Origin of the sequence: Qipengyuania sp. (assembly GCF_042095715.1) — a bacterium.
Lineage (GTDB): Bacteria > Pseudomonadota > Alphaproteobacteria > Sphingomonadales > Sphingomonadaceae > Qipengyuania.
Genome location: NZ_JBELMO010000015.1, coordinates 1 through 15,594, shown reverse-complemented (window position 1 = coordinate 15,594; position 15,594 = coordinate 1). Strand labels below are relative to the sequence as shown.

The 15,594-nt window shown below is 64.6% G+C and carries 14 protein-coding genes and 1 pseudogene; 7 read left to right on the top strand and 8 right to left on the bottom strand.

From position 1 onward, the window contains the following. Window positions 1–109: 109 nt before the first annotated feature. The 5 genes and pseudogenes from ACFDTG_RS05765 to hisS form a co-directional block, all read right to left on the bottom strand. Window positions 110–1,018: a DUF4167 domain-containing protein gene (locus ACFDTG_RS05765; protein ID WP_375290061.1), complete on the bottom strand. Its 909-nt coding sequence runs from the start codon at window positions 1,016–1,018 to the stop codon at window positions 110–112. A gap of 217 nt (window positions 1,019–1,235) precedes the next feature. Next, the gene (gene prmC, locus ACFDTG_RS05760) at window positions 1,236–2,051 is read right to left on the bottom strand and encodes a peptide chain release factor N(5)-glutamine methyltransferase (RefSeq protein ID WP_375290100.1); all 816 of its coding nucleotides are present in this window, start codon (window positions 2,049–2,051) and stop codon (window positions 1,236–1,238) included. A 147-nt stretch (window positions 2,052–2,198) separates the two neighbouring features. Continuing rightward, window positions 2,199–2,561: pseudogene (locus ACFDTG_RS05755) on the bottom strand (endonuclease domain-containing protein); the annotation flags it as partial. Then, entirely contained in the window at window positions 2,554–3,621 is a 1,068-nt protein-coding gene (prfA, locus tag ACFDTG_RS05750) for a peptide chain release factor 1 (protein ID WP_375290060.1), read from the bottom strand. The pseudogene ACFDTG_RS05755 and the gene prfA, both read right to left, overlap by 8 nt. Beyond that, window positions 3,618–5,009 carry a histidine--tRNA ligase gene (hisS, locus tag ACFDTG_RS05745; protein WP_375290059.1) on the bottom strand — a complete coding sequence of 464 codons (1,392 nt, stop codon included), beginning with the start codon at window positions 5,007–5,009 and terminating at the stop codon, window positions 3,618–3,620. Before hisS ends, prfA begins: the two co-directional genes overlap by 4 nt. An 83-nt stretch (window positions 5,010–5,092) precedes the next feature. Here hisS and ACFDTG_RS05740 point away from each other — a divergent pair, with 83 nt between their 5' ends. The 4 genes from ACFDTG_RS05740 (at window position 5,093) to ACFDTG_RS05725 (ending at window position 9,547) form a co-directional block, all read left to right on the top strand. After that, window positions 5,093–7,033: a M61 family metallopeptidase gene (locus ACFDTG_RS05740; RefSeq protein WP_375290058.1), complete on the top strand. Its 1,941-nt coding sequence runs from the start codon at window positions 5,093–5,095 to the stop codon at window positions 7,031–7,033. A 1-nt stretch (window position 7,034) separates the two neighbouring features. After that, a complete protein-coding gene (locus ACFDTG_RS05735) occupies window positions 7,035–7,697 on the top strand; it encodes a DUF1345 domain-containing protein (RefSeq protein WP_375290057.1) in 663 nt (220 codons plus the stop codon). Window positions 7,698–7,774: 77 nt separating this feature from the next. After that, window positions 7,775–8,308 (top strand): inorganic diphosphatase, encoded by a 534-nt coding sequence (ppa, locus tag ACFDTG_RS05730; protein WP_375290056.1) that lies wholly within the window; start codon window positions 7,775–7,777, stop codon window positions 8,306–8,308. Window positions 8,309–9,169: 861 nt separating this feature from the next. Then, window positions 9,170–9,547 (top strand): hypothetical protein, encoded by a 378-nt coding sequence (locus tag ACFDTG_RS05725; RefSeq protein ID WP_375290055.1) that lies wholly within the window; start codon window positions 9,170–9,172, stop codon window positions 9,545–9,547. A gap of 54 nt (window positions 9,548–9,601) precedes the next feature. Here ACFDTG_RS05725 and ACFDTG_RS05720 read toward each other — a convergent pair whose 3' ends face one another. Genes ACFDTG_RS05720 through ACFDTG_RS05710 form a run of 3 tightly spaced genes read right to left on the bottom strand, consistent with a single transcriptional unit; the run spans window position 9,602 to window position 12,744 of the window. Then, window positions 9,602–10,999 carry a mechanosensitive ion channel family protein gene (locus tag ACFDTG_RS05720; RefSeq protein ID WP_375290054.1) on the bottom strand — a complete coding sequence of 466 codons (1,398 nt, stop codon included), beginning with the start codon at window positions 10,997–10,999 and terminating at the stop codon, window positions 9,602–9,604. Continuing rightward, entirely contained in the window at window positions 10,996–12,339 is a 1,344-nt protein-coding gene (locus ACFDTG_RS05715) for a TldD/PmbA family protein (protein WP_375290053.1), read from the bottom strand. The genes ACFDTG_RS05720 and ACFDTG_RS05715 overlap by 4 nt, the downstream gene beginning before the upstream one ends. 42 nt (window positions 12,340–12,381) lie before the next feature. Next, on the bottom strand, window positions 12,382–12,744 hold the full coding sequence (locus tag ACFDTG_RS05710) for a hypothetical protein (protein WP_375290052.1): 363 nt from the start codon (window positions 12,742–12,744) through the stop codon (window positions 12,382–12,384). Between the two features lie 183 nt (window positions 12,745–12,927). Between ACFDTG_RS05710 and lptB the strand changes: the two genes are divergently transcribed. The 3 genes from lptB to ACFDTG_RS05695 form a co-directional block, all read left to right on the top strand. Beyond that, window positions 12,928–13,719, top strand: a complete 792-nt coding sequence (gene lptB / locus ACFDTG_RS05705; RefSeq protein ID WP_375290099.1) for an LPS export ABC transporter ATP-binding protein — start codon at window positions 12,928–12,930, stop codon at window positions 13,717–13,719. Window positions 13,720–13,745: 26 nt separating this feature from the next. Further along, entirely contained in the window at window positions 13,746–15,242 is a 1,497-nt protein-coding gene (gene rpoN, locus ACFDTG_RS05700; RefSeq protein WP_375290051.1) for an RNA polymerase factor sigma-54, read from the top strand. Between the two features lie 155 nt (window positions 15,243–15,397). Next, the coding region (locus ACFDTG_RS05695) for a response regulator (RefSeq protein WP_375290050.1) at window positions 15,398–15,594 on the top strand (197 nt) is incomplete at its 3' end.

Genomic DNA, 15,594 nt, shown 5'->3' with positions numbered 1-15,594 from the left:
GCACAGGCTTGAACCCTGCGGTCCCGCGCCGGGATACCTGCCATCATACCCACCGCCCCTTCTCGATCGGGGGCGGAAGCTCGAGGGCCGCCATCACGGCTCGTGCCCTTCAGCCGACCGCAGTTATCTTGTCGTCGCCCGCGCTCTTGCGGCGGCGGCGCGGGGCCGGCTTGGCTTCCCCCGCCTCGCCATCGCTGGCCGAGATGGAGGGCGGCAGGGCCGTCGCGTCGATACCGTTACCCTCGGCTTCGTCAGAAGACTTGGCAGGTGATTTTGCGCTGGGCTTGCGGGTGCGCGGCGCGCGGCGGGCGGGCGCCTTGTCCGGTGCGGCCTCGTCCCGGCTGTCGCGGGTGAAGGGATTGACCTCCGGCTCGAACGGCGTGCTCTGACTGCTGTCGTCGCCGTTGCCGCCATCGTCCTGTGCACGCGAACGGCGCGGGCGGCCCTTGCCCTGATCGCGGCCCTGATCGCGGGTCCGCTCGCGGCCTTCGTTACCATCGTCACCGTCGCTGTCTTCGTCCTGCGCGCGCGAGCGGCGCGGACGGCCACGGTTCTGATCGCGGCCGTCGTCACGTTGCCCGTCACGCCCGCCATCGCGCGAATTGTCGCGATCGCGGGTGTTGTCGCGGTTACCGTCCCGGCCCTGGCGCGAGCGGTTGGAGCGGCGGCCGGAATCCTGATCCTGGTCCTGATCCTCGTCGCCATCGTCCATGTCGTCGTTGTCGCGATCGTCGCGCTGGCGGCCGCGCTGTTCGTCCTGCCGCGCCTTGTTGTCGGCGATCACGCGGAAATAATGGTCCGCGAACTGCAGGTAATATTCCGCCTGCACGCGGTCGCCATTGCGGTGCGCGTCCTCCGCCAGCTTCTTGTACTTGTCGAGAAGCTGCGGCGCGTTGCCCCGTGCGCGGCTGTCGATCCGGTTGGACTGATTGCCGCCGCCGCCCTGGTTGCGATTGCCGCGGCCGCGACGCCGATTGTTGTTCCGATTGTTGTTGTTCAAAGGAATACCGTTCCTCATTCAGGCGGCACCGGCCGGGCCCCTCGCCCCGCAGCTATGCCGCTTGACTCCGCCCGCGCAGCCTCATGCATAGCGCGATGCCCCTTGCCGTTCCCGTGGCACAGCACTGCGCGCCGCGAGTCATGCAAATTTCGGAGCCGACCGTCCACGGAAGGCCCATTGCCTTTCCGCCGGTCAAAGCAAGAGGTAATGGGCAAAATCGGCTTTGCCAAGCCTTTTATCCGCCGCTTTCCCCGAAAGTAAGCGTCAGCGCACGAGGACGGCCGGCCAGATCGCGGGTCAGAGCCACATCGAACCCGCTTTCCGCGGCGATGGCCGCGCCCGCGTCGGCCTGTTTCCAGCCGATTTCCAGCACCGCCGCGCCGGCAGGGGCGAGCAGCGCGGGAAGCTGGGGGATCAGCACGCGATAATCGTCCAGCCCGTCTTCCCCTGCGAACAGCGCGCCATGCGGTTCGTGATCGCGCACCGAGGCATCGAGGTCCGCCCCGCTTTCGACATAGGGCGGATTGGCGATGACGAGATCGAAACGACCGAGGGCATCCGCCCAGCCGGTTTGCGTCCAGTCCGCTTCGAGCAACCGCGTGCGATAGGCGAGGCCCAGCGCGGCGGCGTTGTTGCCGGCCAGCGCCAGCGCGGCGGGCGACCGGTCGATGCCCACCCCTTCCGCCGCAGAGCGTTCGGCCAGAAGCGTTAGTAGCAGGCATCCCGATCCGGTGCCGCAATCGAGCACGCGCCGTGGGTCGGGCGCCGCGGCGAGCGCGGCGTTCACCACCGTCTCGCTGTCGATGCGCGGGATCAGGACATCAGGTGTCACGGCGAAGCGGCGCCCGAAAAACTCCGCCTCGCCCACGATATAGGCAACCGGCTCGTCGGCCAGCCGGCGCTCGACCAGCGTGGCGAAGCCGGCGGGCACGGGATCGCGCATGTGCCGCAGCAGCATGTCGGATCGCGAATGGCCCAGCGCATGTGCCATCAACAGTTCGGCATCGAGCCGCGCCCAGTCCACGCCGAGCCTCTCCGCCGCATCGCGGATCGCCTCGCCTACAGTGGCGCCGGCCTTTGAAGAAACTGAAGCTTCGGTCGTTTCGCCCCCCCTCCTCTTCAGAGGAGGGGGCCGGGGGGTGGTGTCTTTCTTCGACGCCCATCTCGCGGGGATGTCGGCTAGGCCTTGGGAAAGCTTCAGCAAAACCCCATCCAAGTTGCTCATCACCTCGGCATTCGTGAAGCGAAGCGTCCGAAAGCCATGGGCTTGCAACAGCACAGCATCCCGACTCCGGTCCACTTCCGGGTCATGCGTCGACCCATCGATTTCAACGACCAGCCCCTTCTCCGGACAAAAGAAATCGACGATGCGACGGTCGATGACCGCCTGACGCCGGAACTTGTGTCCTTCGAGGCCGCGATTTCTGAGAGCGCCCCACAGCCGTTGCTCCGGAGCTGTCTGGTTGAGCCGCCCCTTGGCCGCGCGCTCGTACAGCCGGTGGCGAAGGCGGTCGACACCACCCCCAACCCCCTCCTCTGAAGAGGAGGGGACTTTAGGCATCGAGCGCTGCCAGCCGCTTGGCCTCGTCCTCGGCGATCAGCGCGTCGACCAGCTCGCCAAGCCCTGGCCCGGCGAGGATTTCGGGGAGCTTGTGCAGGGTCAGTCCGATGCGGTGATCGGTCACGCGCCCCTGCGGGAAGTTGTAGGTGCGGATACGCTCGGATCGGTCGCCGCTGCCGACCATGGCCTTGCGCGCCTCGGCCTCGGCGCCCTGTGTCGCCTCGCGCTGGGCATCGTAGAGGCGGGTGCGCAGGACCTGCATCGCCTTTTCCTTGTTCTTGTGCTGGCTGCGCCCGTCCTGGCAGGTGACGACGGTGCCGGTGGGCAGGTGCGTGATGCGGATCGCGCTGTCGGTGGTGTTGACATGCTGGCCGCCCGCGCCGGACGCGCGATAGGTGTCGATCTTGAGATCGCCCGGATCGATCTGCACGTCGACCTCGTCCGGCTCTGGCAGCACGGCGACGGTGGCAGCGCTGGTGTGGATGCGCCCCCCGCTCTCGGTCTCTGGCACGCGCTGGACCCGGTGAACGCCGCTTTCGAACTTCATCCGGGCGAAGACATTGGGACCGGTGACGTTGGCGACAACCTCCTTGAAGCCACCGATGTCGCTGGCATTCATGCTGACCGGCTCCACCCGCCAGCCCTGTTCGGCGGCGAAGCGTTCGTACATGCGATAAAGATCGGCGGCGAAGAGCGCGGCCTCGTCACCCCCCGTCCCGGCGCGGATTTCCAGCATGGCGGGGCGCGCATCGGCGGAATCGCGCGGCAGCATGGCAATGGAAAGCGCGCGCTCCTTCTCGGGCAGGGCTTCGCGCAGGGCAGCCAGCTCCTCCTCCGCCATGGCCTTCATCTCGGGATCGGCGAGCATTTCCGAGAGGCTTTCCACCTCGGCCCGCATGGCGCGCAGCTCTTCGGCGGATTTCGCGACCGGCTCCAGCTCGGCATAGTCGCGGCTCGCCTGGACAAAGGCATCGCCCTCCAGCGTGCCCGAAGCCAGCCGCGCCTCGATCTCGGCAAAGCGGCGGACGATCTGGTCGAGGCGGTCGGCGGGGATGGTCATTGTTCTAGGTCTAGCGGATTGCTTATGAAGCCGGTCTCTCCCCTTCTGAGGAAAGTCTGATCTTCCAGCGCAACGTCGCGGAAATACGGCTGTGCCAAAAATTCGAGCTGGTCGATCGCGCTCATTTGCGTCTGGTCATCAAACTCAAAGATTTCTTGCGTTCCATCCTTGAGGTTTCTCACTTCCAGCTGACCGGATTGCCACCTTTCGCGGTCAACCATCACAGCAAATCGCGCGCCCCCAGCGTCGGCCCTCTGCAGCCTCTTTTTCAAGTTTCCACGCAGACCAATATCGGTCGGAACTCCGGCAGTTCTGAGTCTCGCCGCAACTTGGTTGGCACAGGTCTTGGCATCGTCGTTTACCGGCATGACCGAGATAAAAAATTCGGAAGGGGCCGACTTCCTGTCTCCAACCAGCATCGCGAGTCGCTCGATCCCCGCGGCCCAGCCCACCGCAGGCGTCGGTGCACCGCCGAGGCTTTCCATAAGGCCATCATAGCGCCCGCCGCCCAGGATAGTGCTCTGGCTACCCAGCGCATCGGCGGCGGCGCTGCCTTCGTCGGGCACGAATTCGAAGGCGGTGTGGCGATAGTAATCGAGGCCGCGCACCAGGCTTTCGGCGCGCGTCCATTTGACGCCCGCCGCGTCCAGCCCGCTCGTAACCGCCGCGAAGAAAGCAGTCGCCTCATCCGACAGGAAGGCGTCGATCTTTGGCGCATCGGCCACGAACTTGCGGTCGCGCGGGTCCTTGCTGTCGAGGATGCGCAGCGGGTTCCTCTCCAGCCGCTCCTGCGAATCCTCGCTCAGCTCGCCCTGCACGGCGCGGAAATAGTCGACCAGCGCGGCGCGCCAGGCCTCGCGGCTGTCGGCATCGCCCAGCGTGTTGAGGTGCAGCGAAACCCCTTCGATCCCCAGTTCGCGGATCAGCTGGTCCGCCATCGCGAGCAGTTCGACATCGGCCTGCGGTTCGGCGGCACCGATGATCTCGGCATCAATTTGGTGGAACTGGCGATAGCGGCCCTTCTGCGGGCGCTCGTAGCGGAACAGCGGCCCGTGCGTCGCAGCCTTGAGCGGCGCGTGCTGCTGCCACCCGTTGGTGAGAAAGGCGCGTGCGATCCCGGCGGTGAATTCGGGCCGCAGCGTGAGCGATTCGCCGCCCCGGTCCTCGAAAGAATACATCTCTTTCGAGACCACGTCGGTCGTCTCGCCGATGGCGCGGCTGAACACCTCGGTCCGCTCGAACACCGGCATTTCCACGCGGCGGAAGCGGTAGAGTTTCCTCACCCGTTCGAAGTTTTCGACCACGAAGGCGAAAGCTTCCGCTTCCGCGCCGAAGATGTCCTGCGTGCCGCGAATGGCCTGGGGGGTCTTGCCCTGTTTCTTGCTCATGATGCCCGCGCCCCTAGCCGCAAGCGGCGCGGCGATAAAGCGGCCTTGCCAAGCGATTGCCCGCTCTGCAAAGGCCGGGGCCTATGAAAACCAAAGTCGCGCTGATCGCTCTTGCCGCCGCCCTCCTCACCCAGCCGGTCGCGGCGCAGGTCACCCGGACCGAACCCGTGCAACAGGCGCTCGATACCGAAGTGGCGGTGCCCGCAGACACCGCCTGGCCCGGCGGCCCGATCGCGCTGGACATCGATGCTACCGATACGCGGCGCGGCATTTATACCGTGAAGCAGACCATCCCTGTGCCCGCCGGCATGAACAAGCTGACCCTGCTGTTCCCCGAATGGCTGCCGGGCAACCACGCCGCGCGCGGGCCGATCAACCTGATTTCGCGCTATAATTTCACCGCCGGCGGCAAGACGATGACATGGATGCGCAATCCGCTGAACGTCTATCAGATCGACGTGATTGTGCCCGAGGGCGCGCGCGAAGTGGTGGCCGAATTCGTCCACACCAGCCCCATCACCGGCAGCGAGGGGCGCATCACCATGACGCGGGAAATGCTCAACCTGCAGTGGGAGAAGATGAGCTTCTATCCCGCCGGCTATTACACCCGGCGCATCGCCTTCCAGCCCAAGGTCACCTTCCCCGACGGCTGGCAGGTGTTCACTGCGCTGGACGGCATGAACCGCAGCGGCAACACGGTGACCTGGGATACCGTCGATTACGAAACGCTGGTCGATTCGCCGATCTTCGCGGGCAAATACGCGAAACAGTGGAGCCTCGACGACGATGTGAAGCTGGACGTGGTGGCCGACAAGCCTTCGCAGCTCAAGATCGAGGACAAGAACCTCAAGACGTTCGAAAAGCTGATCGACGAGGCGGACGTACTGTTCGGCCAGCGCCACTTCGACCATTACGACATTCTGCTCGCGCTCACCGACCGGATGGGCGGGATCGGGCTCGAGCACCAGAGATCGGCCGAAAACCAGTACGAGCCCGACAGCTTCGTCAAATGGGACGAGATGGACTGGGATCACAATGTCGTGGCGCACGAGCTGGTGCACAGCTGGAACGGCAAGTACCGCCGGCCCGAAGATCTGTGGACCCCCGATTACCGCACCCCGATGCAGGACTCGCTGCTGTGGGTCTATGAAGGGCAGACGCAGTTCTGGGGCTGGGTGCTGGCCGCGCGCTCCGGCCTTCAGAAGAAGGAGACCGTGCTGGGGCAGTTCGCCAATGCGGTGGCCAATTATGCCGAGGGCCAGCCGGGGCGCGAATGGCGCAGCGTGGCCGACACCACCAACGATCCGATCATCAACGCGCGGCGGCCGGTGCCCTTCTCCTCGCTCAACCGCAGCGAGGATTACTATGTCGAAGGCGCGCTGACCTGGCTGGAAGCCGACCAGATCATCCGCAAGGGCACCGGTGGCAAGAAGGGCCTGGACGATTTCGCGCGCCGCTTCTTCGGCGCCATTCCGGGCGACATGGGCATCAACACCTATGATTTCGACGAGGTCGTGCGCGAATTGAACGCGGTCTACCCCTATGACTGGGCGACCTTCCTCGACACCCGGCTGCGCCAGCCGAACCAGCCCGCCCCGATGAAGGGCGTGGAGATGGCCGGATACAGACTGGTGTGGAAGGACACCCCCAATCCCTACAACAAGGGGCGGATGAGCGGGGGCAAGTACCTCGACCTGTTCTATTCCCTGGGCATGAACCTCAACAAATCGGGCAAGGTCACGGGCACCCTGTGGGACGGGCCCGCGTTCAACGCCGGGATCGTAAACGGCGCCGAGATCGTGGCCGTGAACGGCGAAGCCTATTCGGACGATGCGATGAAGGACGCCGTCACGGCGGCGGCCAAGGAAGGGGCCGGTCCCATCGCCCTGCTGGTCAAGCGCGGCGACCGCTTCGACACCATCGAGATCGATTACGATGGCGGGCTGCGCTACCCATGGCTGGAACCCGTTTCGTCCGGCACGCAGCCGTTCGACCGTCTGCTGGCCGCCAGAACGGCCGGATAGGATGGCAGGCCGGGGCGGAATCGGAAACCGGCTGGCACCGGCCCGTTTCGTCCTGTTCCTGGCTTTGCTGGCCGGCGGATTTGGCGTCTACCATTTCGTTTTGCGGCTTGGTCCGTGGACGGATGCCATCGCCATGGCCTTCGATTTTGCGGCGCTGGTCTTTCTCGCTTCGCTCATCCCGTTGTTTCGCGACTGCGACGCAGCGGAGATGCGCGATCACGCGCAGAGGAACGACGCCAATCGGCTGCTGATCCTGGCATTGACCTCGCTTCTGACCGTGACCGTGATGGCCGCGATCACCGGTGAACTGGACGGAGCGCAGAAGGGCGACTTGGTCTCGGTGGTCAAGCTGGTCGGCACGCTGACGCTGATCTGGCTGTTCGCCAACGCGGTCTATGCCCTTCATTACGCCCATGTCTTTTATTCGCGCGACGACGATGGCGATGCCGACCATGGCGGGCTGAGCTTCCCCGAGACTGCCCAGCCGGGATACTGGGACTTCGCCTATTTCGCCTACACGCTGGGCATGACGTTCCAGACCAGCGATGTGGAGATGACCCGATCATCGGTCCGCAAGGTCGCGCTGATGCATTCCTTCGCCGCGTTCCTGTTCAATATCGGCGTTATCGCCTTCACCGTGAACGTGCTTGGCGGGAGCTCCTGACAGGGCCGAATAACGGGGCCGAATTAATCCCACTTTCTGCGTTGCAGCGCACCATGACCCCCGTTAAGGCGCCCGGCATGCGTATCGACATGATCCCGACCGGCAACGAACCGCCGCACAGCCTGAACGTCATCATCGAAGTCCCCACCGGCGGCGAACCGGTGAAGTACGAATTCGACAAGGAATCGGGCGCTCTGTTCGTGGACCGCATCCTGCATACGCCGATGCGCTATCCGGCGAACTACGGCTTCGTGCCGCACACGCTCTCGCCCGATGGCGATCCGCTGGACGCCCTCGTGATCGCGCGCAGCCCCTTCATCCCGGGCTGCGTGGTGCGCGCCCGCCCCATCGGCGTGCTCAACCTGGAAGACGAGCACGGCGGAGACGAGAAGCTGGTCTGCGTGCCGGTGGACACCACCTTCCCCTATTATTCGGACGTGGGCGAGACCAAGGACCTGCCGAGCATCATCTTCCAGCAGATCGAGCACTTCTTCACCCACTACAAGGACTTGGAAAAGGACAAGTGGGTGCGCGTGGGCACCTGGGGCGATGCCGCCGATGCCAAGCGCATCGTGCTGGAAAGCATCGAGCGGGCGAAGAACGCCAAATAGGCCGATTCGCCACGAGACATGGACCGCCTGGACCACGGTCCAGGGCAAGTATTGTAACCTTGTGCGGACCAGGCGTCGCCTTGGTCGGTCCATGCGTCACTTTGCGGTGGCGATGCGTCACCCTGGGCCGAGATAGCGTCGCCTTGACCGCTATCTAGTGTAAACTTGCCCACCCAAAGGCGTCATTCCGAGGCGAGGTTCGCGGATCATCGACGATGGGATAAAGCAGGCTCGCCTTATGGCATGGAAGCCAGCATGTAGGACAGCAGTTTCCTGTGTCGGCTAACGACCCCTTTGCTGACATTCAGCCAAACAGTCTTTTTCCAGTCGCTGGGGCTCGTAATGCTATCGCCCCAGATGCTCAGGGCATCCTTCAAGGTAGGTCGCCACGTCACATTGCAAGACACTTGCTCGCAGCATTTTGGTAGGTCGCTCAGCGAGAGCATACTGGCACTCATAGTGCCCGTAGGGTGATCGGCGCAGGCAAACGGCCGAGACGACTTCACCTGGTTTTCCGGCAGCCTGTAAAGCTGCTTCAACCATGAACTCTGCAGGTTGTCCGGCCATTCTCTCAGCCACGCCCGCTTCGACCTCCGACAATGGCGGTTCGGTATGATCCGTTTGCTCGCCTGTGCACGATGCACAGACCAAGCAAAGTAGGATGGTCCAACGGTTCATACGCTCACGCTGCTGGATTCCTGCCTCGGAATCAATGTCGGTTTCCCACCCCATCTCGGACGTTCCGTTTCTAACGCCGCTCTCCAAAAGCCGACTGGCAGCAAATCTTGCTTCAGAGCAAAAACCGGACCAGCGGCTAACGACCCCATTGCGGACGCGAGGGCTTCGATTACCAAGCGCAGGATGGATGCTGAAGACAAAAGCCGTATTCTTGATTTGTATGACGCCAATCCCGCAAGCGTCGAGCAATTCAGGTCGCTACTTCGACGCCTGATTAAGCATCTGAGCCTCACCCCAGACGAGCAAGAGATTATGGATTGGGACGCCCATGGTCGAAGTCCTGCCGATCTCAGTCGGATTGCCAAAAAAGCTTGGGATTTTGAAGAGGTTGGAAGTGCCGCGAGCCGTCGTCGGCTGTTCGCGGGATTTGTTACCAATGGCGATAGCACGGATGGCTATGGTGCTGCTTATCTGATCGACTATGCGCTCGGAGCGGGCATTCCTGCAGCCAATATCCACGATGCGATGAGGAGTTTAATAGGCCAATCAAATCAGTTCTAAAAAAGCGAGCCAGCATGTCCGCTTTCCACCCCAAATGCCGCCGTCAGACCCCCCTCACTCTACCGGACGAGCGTGGTCTAGCAGGTCCTTCTCCCCGGCACCTGCCGCAGCGCGTTCCGCTTCGACCATGTCCTTGACCTCATCGGCGGGGCGCACGTCCTCGTGGAGCTCGCTCGCGGATGCTGACGGCTTTGGTGGCGGAGCGGGTGGGGATGCTGGCCGTGCCCTGCCTTCGGCCATGTTCTCGAACGGCACGGAGGCGCTGCGCGGATCGAAGCGCAGGCGATAGATCGGCTCGGGCAGGCCAAAGCCCGCGTTCTCCAGCGCGCTCTTCACCGCCACGATGGCCAGGCTCTGAGTCTTCCACCAATCGCTTTCGCGCTGGTCGATCCAGCCCAGGAAGCGGATCACGACGTTGGAATCGCCGACCTCGATCACGCGCCCTTCCGGCCTGGGATCGTCCAGCACGAAGGGCAGGGTCGCCAGCGTATCGCGGCCCAATCTGCGCGCGGCCAGGGCATCGTCGTCCGCGTCCACGCCCAGATCGAACTGGAAGCGGCGCTGCGGATTGCGGGTGAAGTTGAGGATCACCGCCTTGAACACCTGCGAATTGGGAATGCGCAGGTGGTTGCCGTCCAGCGTCATCAGCACCGTGGCGCGGCTGGTCAGGCGGATGATGCGCCCTTCGTAGGCGTCGATCTGCACCCAGTCGTTGGCGCGGAACGGCTGGCGCAGGCTGAGCATGAGAGAGGCGACGTAGTTCTCGATCGTGTCGCGCATTGCGAAGCCCAGCGCGATGCCGATGACCCCCGCCCCGCCCAGCACCGCGCCCAGCAGCGTGCCTGCGCCCACCATGTTCAGCGCTACCACCACGCCTGCCAGCACGAAGGCGAATCGGACCGCGCTGGCGATGAGTTCGGCCAGGAAACTGTTGGGCGCGATCCGGTGCCACAGCCCCGTCAGCCCCGCGATGCCATAGCCCACCAGGGCGATGATCGCCGCCACCGCGATGGCGACACCCAGCAGGGGCAGGATCTTGACGAGGTTTTCCAGCTGCGCGCGCAACGCGCCCAAAGTGCCCGCGCTGGCACTCACCGAAAGGTCGCGCTCCAGCGCGTTGTCCACCGTGACGACGCCCGAAACCCGACCGGCAATCGCCTCCGCCCGGGCTATGTCGTCCGCCTCAGGCACGGTGCCGCTCAGGGAGACGACGCCCTGGCTCACCGCGACTTCGACCCCCGCGTAAGCCGGAAGTTCGGCGAAAATGCCGCGGATGCGCTGGGCGATCCGTCCATCGGCCCCTTCGTCCTGCGTATCGGCGATGGTCTGCTCTGCCGCGGAGGGCGCGGGCGTGGGACTTTCGGCGGGCGCGGCCAGCACGCCTTCGAGCTGGGCGGCCGCGGGCACCGGGCCAAGCGCCATCAGCGCGAGAAGGAGCGCCAGCAGCCTCATGACCCGGCGACGGTCATCCCGTCGATGCGGAGGGTGGGCACGTTCACGGCACGCTCGAACATCAGGTCGTTTGCGGGGGTCAGCCGCGCGAACATGTCGCGCAGATTGCCCGCGATGGTGATCTCCGCGACGGGGCCTGCGATCTGCCCCCCGGAAATCCGAAAGCCCGACGCGCCCCGGCTGTAATCCCCCGTTACCAGGCTTACGCCCTGGCCGAAAACCTGGGTGATGAACACGCCCTCCTCGATATCGGTCATCAGCGCCTCGGGCGTTACCGATCCGGGTTCCATGTGGAGGTTATGGGTGCGCACGCCCGGGGCCCCGCCCCCGCGAGAGGCACTGGCCGTCAGCGGAACGCCGAGCTGCGCGGCGCTGGCGACGTTGGTGAGCCAGCCGGTCATCCGCCCGCCCGCGATCACATCGCGGCGCGTGCAGGCCAGTCCCTCGCCATCGAAGGGTCGCGACGCGAGGCCGCGTGGCTTCAGCGGATCGTCGACGATCATGATAGCCGGGTCGAAAAGCTGATTTTCCTCGAGCCCGATCAGGAAGCTGGCCTTGCGCGCCACCGCCGGTCCGCCGATCGCGCCGGCCAGATGTCCGATCAGCGAGGCACCGACGCGCGGGTCGAACACCACCGGCATCGCGCGGCTGGGCATGGAACCGGGATCGAGCCGCGCCACCGTTCGCTCCCCCGCCTCGCGCCCGATCGTGCCGGGATCGGGCAGATCGGCGGCATGGCGCGCGCTGCGGTAGGCATGGTCGGTCTGCATCCGTCCGCCTTCGCCGGCGACCACGCTCGCCGAAAGCGTGAAGCCTGTCGCCGCGTGGGACCGGGCAAAGCCATTGGAGGTGGCCAGCGCGCTGACCGATCGCGAGGCCGCCGCCGAGCCCCCGTTCGAATTCGTCACACCCGCGACCGCACGCGCCGCATCCTCGCAAGCCAGCGCCCATTCGCGCAACTGTTGGGGAGAGGGATCGTCCTTGTCGACCAGGTCGAGAGCGGGAAGCTCCCCCTTCGCCAGCGCCTCGTCAGGGGCCAGCCCCGCATAGGGATCTTCCGGAGCGGCGCTGGCCATCTCCACGACCCGCGTCGCCAGTTCCTTCAGCGCGGCATCCGAAAAATCGCTGGTGCTGATGGAGGCCGACCGGCGCCCGACGAAGGCGCGCAGGCCGATCGATTCGCTTTCGGAGCGGGACACGTCCTCCAGCTTGCCCAGCCTTACGGAGATATCTTCCGATGCCGAGGCGCCGAAGGCCGCGTCGGCGGCGTCTGCACCATGTTTGCGCGCGAGCGCGACCAGTTCCTGGCAGCGCTGCAGCGCCGCTGCTTCGTCAATCATGAAGGGGGCTTAGGGCGCACGCCGCGCCGGGTAAAGCGGCCCTCAGCCGAGAGAGTGAAACACCGCCGTAAGAAGGAAGGGAAGGCCGAGCGCCAGCAGCCACAGCTTGATCTGATCGCGGCGATATGCCCCGGCCAGTGCCGGATCGTGGGCATCCTCCTCGGAAATCTCTCGCCAGCTCTTCTCGAACTTGCGGCACGCCGGGATGATGCCGGCCACCAGCAGCACGAGGCAGATCATCGCCAGCGAGCGCAGCCCGGTGTCCTTGATCGCTTCGACGGTCAGGAAAATATTGAGGCCGGTGTAGGCTATCAGGGCCAGCGCCACATTGTCGCTCATCGCCTTTCGCCAGTCGACCGCCTTGGTGTCGGCAGCCCGATGAGCGATATTGTCCAGCGTTTTCATACGCGCCTGTCCCTTCGATCTCTCCGACAATGGGTATAACGCTGTTGCCGACATCGTTGCAAGCTGCGGCGCAGCATGGCGGCTCGCCGGCGCAAGGTCTTATGCATGAAACCTGCCAGAGGCACGGTCGCCGCGCGATCGGGGTCTTTCCACCGCGCGAAGGATTGCTACATGGGCATCGCCATGGCCGATATTGCTTCCGCAACCGATCTTGCCGACGAGGCCGCCCCCGACGCGGCCCCCCCCATACCGCAGGGGGGGCTCGAGGTGATTTCCATCGCCAAGAGCTACGACAAGCGAAAGGTGCTGACCGATATCTCGCTGACCGTGGGCAAGGGCGAGGTGCTGGGCCTGCTGGGCCCCAATGGCGCGGGCAAGACGACCTGTTTCTATTCCATCATGGGGTTGGTCAAACCCGATTCGGGCCGCATCCTGATGGATGGGCACGATGTTACCCGCCTCCCCATGTATCGCCGCGCGATCCTGGGCCTGGGCTATCTGCCGCAGGAGACCAGCATTTTTCGCGGCATGACGGTGGAACAGAACATCAATTGCGTGCTCGAGATGGTCGAACCCGACAGCGATGTGCGCGCGGCCGAGCTCAACCGCCTGCTCGATGAGTTCGGATTGCAGAAATTGCGTTCGAGCCCGTCCATGGCCCTGTCGGGCGGCGAGCGTCGGCGCGCCGAGATCGCCCGGGCGCTGGCCGCAAAACCTTCGATCATGTTGCTGGACGAACCCTTCGCCGGTATCGATCCGCTCTCGATCAGCGATATTCGCGATCTGGTCGCAGATCTCAAGACTCGCGGCATCGGGGTCCTGATCACCGATCACAACGTGCGCGAGACGCTTGAGATCGTGGACCGCGCCTGCATCATCTACGGCGGACAGGTGCTGTTTGCCGGAACGCCTCAGGCGCTTGTCGCGGACGAGAACGTCCAGAGGCTCTATCTGGGCGAGGGCTTCACGCTTTGATCGGCACCTCAGGGAAGGCATAGCCCATGGCGCTCGGCCCGCGCCTCGAGATCCGGCAGTCTCAATCGCTGGTGATGACGCCGCAGCTCCAGCAGGCGATCAAGCTGTTGGCGTTGTCCAACCTCGAACTGGAAACCCATGTGGCGGAGGCGCTGGACGCCAACCCCCTGCTCGAAATGGGCGAGACCACTCGCGAATCCGGGGAAGAAGCGGCGCCACCGAGCGACGAGCGCGAAGCCGCCTCTCTGCTGGACAAGGACGGACGGGATGAGGCGCCGCTCGATATCGAACCGAGCGCGGTGGATCCGGAGGCCGCCCCGGGGGACGGCGGGTTCGAAGGAGACTGGGGCCGCGCCGCAAGCAGCGCCGCGCCCGGCGAAGTGCCCGACCTGGAAAATCGCGGCGCGGATGGACCCACGTTGGCGCAACATCTGGCAGACCAGATCGGCGCCGTCGCGCGCAGCGATCGGGAAGCGGCCATCGCTCTGCGCCTCGTGGGCGAGCTTGACGATGCCGGCTATTTCACCGGCGACATGGCGGTGCTGGCCGAAGATCTGGGCATCGCGCGTGATGAGGCTGAACGTGCGCTGGGCCTCGTCCAGGCACTCGATCCCACCGGCGTGGGCGCGCGCGATCTGGCCGAATGCATCGCTCTCCAGGCCAGGGAGGCCGACCGATACGATCCCTGCATGGCCCGGCTGATCGAAAACCTCGACCTGCTGGCCAAGGGAGAGATCGCCCGGCTCAAGCGGATGTGCGAGGTCGATGACGAGGATTTCGCCGACATGATCGCCGAATTGCGCGGCTACGATCCCAAGCCGGGGCTGCGCTTCGGTGGTAGCGCCGAAACCGCCGTGGTCCCCGATGTCCTCGTCAGCCATGGCGAAAACGGCGAATGGCGGATCACCCTGAACGAGGACAGCCTGCCGCGCCTGGTCGTCAACCGTACCTATTACCTCGAATTGAAGGATGGCTGCGCGGACAAGAAGAGCCAGGCCTGGCTCAATGAGCAACTGGGCGAAGCCAACTGGCTGATTCGGGCGCTCGACCAGCGGGCGCGCACGATACTGAAGGTCGCGGCGGAAATCGTGAAGCGACAGTCCGGCTTTTTTCATCACGGCGTCACCGCGATGAAGCCGCTGGTACTGCGCGAAGTGGCCGAAGCGATCGAGATGCACGAAAGCACCGTCAGCCGCGTCACCAGCAACAAATATGTTGCCTGCCCGCGCGGCACCTTCGAACTCAAATATTTCTTTTCGAGCGGTGTCGGCCGCACGGCCAGTGCGGAGGGCGATCAGGATTCGGGCGGCGCCAGTTCGGAAGCGGTAAAGGCGCGCATCCGTGCATTGGTGGACGCCGAAGATGCCAAGAAGATCCTGTCGGACGAGGCGCTGGCCAAGCTGCTGAAGGCCGAAGGCTTCGATCTGGCGCGGCGCACGGTGGCGAAATACCGCGAAGCCATCGGTATCGGATCGTCTGCGGAGAGGCGGCGCGCGCGCAAACTGGCGGGCGCGATCCGTTAGGGGTTTTCCCGTTAAGGATTTGCGCGCAGCGACAAAAACGTTAACGCGTTTTACCTGACGTTAACCTTTTCCGTTCAGAGGTTGAAGCGTGATAGGGCGCAGGCACCGCACGGGTCGCCTGCCACGCTTTGACAGGGCCAAGGGGGTTTTACCCGATGCGTGTACTGCTGATCGAAGACGAGCCGACGACCGCCAAGGCGATCGAGCTCATGCTGACTACCGAGGGCTTCAATGTCTATTCGACCGATCTGGGCGAAGAAGGCTTGGATCTCGGCAAGCTATACGATTACGACATTATTCTTCTCGACCTGAACCTGCCGGACATGCACGGTAACGACGTGCTGAAGAAGCT

Bases quoted from the DNA above. Each gene is read 5' to 3' on its own strand.
- ACFDTG_RS05720 (WP_375290054.1), bottom strand. From the start codon at position 10,999: ATGAGGCTGCTGGCGCTCCTTCTCGCGCTGATGGCGCTTGGCCCGGTG.
- rpoN (WP_375290051.1), top strand. From the start codon at position 13,746: ATGGCGCTCGGCCCGCGCCTCGAGATCCGGCAGTCTCAATCGCTGGTG.
- ACFDTG_RS05740 (WP_375290058.1), top strand. From the start codon at position 5,093: ATGAAAACCAAAGTCGCGCTGATCGCTCTTGCCGCCGCCCTCCTCACC.
- ACFDTG_RS05765 (WP_375290061.1), bottom strand. From the start codon at position 1,018: ATGAGGAACGGTATTCCTTTGAACAACAACAATCGGAACAACAATCGG.
- ppa (WP_375290056.1), top strand. From the start codon at position 7,775: ATGCGTATCGACATGATCCCGACCGGCAACGAACCGCCGCACAGCCTG.
- ACFDTG_RS05725 (WP_375290055.1), top strand. From the start codon at position 9,170: ATGGATGCTGAAGACAAAAGCCGTATTCTTGATTTGTATGACGCCAAT.
- ACFDTG_RS05715 (WP_375290053.1), bottom strand. From the start codon at position 12,339: ATGATTGACGAAGCAGCGGCGCTGCAGCGCTGCCAGGAACTGGTCGCG.
- lptB (WP_375290099.1), top strand. From the start codon at position 12,928: ATGGCCGATATTGCTTCCGCAACCGATCTTGCCGACGAGGCCGCCCCC.
- hisS (WP_375290059.1), bottom strand. From the start codon at position 5,009: ATGAGCAAGAAACAGGGCAAGACCCCCCAGGCCATTCGCGGCACGCAG.
- ACFDTG_RS05735 (WP_375290057.1), top strand. From the start codon at position 7,035: ATGGCAGGCCGGGGCGGAATCGGAAACCGGCTGGCACCGGCCCGTTTC.
- prfA (WP_375290060.1), bottom strand. From the start codon at position 3,621: ATGACCATCCCCGCCGACCGCCTCGACCAGATCGTCCGCCGCTTTGCC.
- ACFDTG_RS05710 (WP_375290052.1), bottom strand. From the start codon at position 12,744: ATGAAAACGCTGGACAATATCGCTCATCGGGCTGCCGACACCAAGGCG.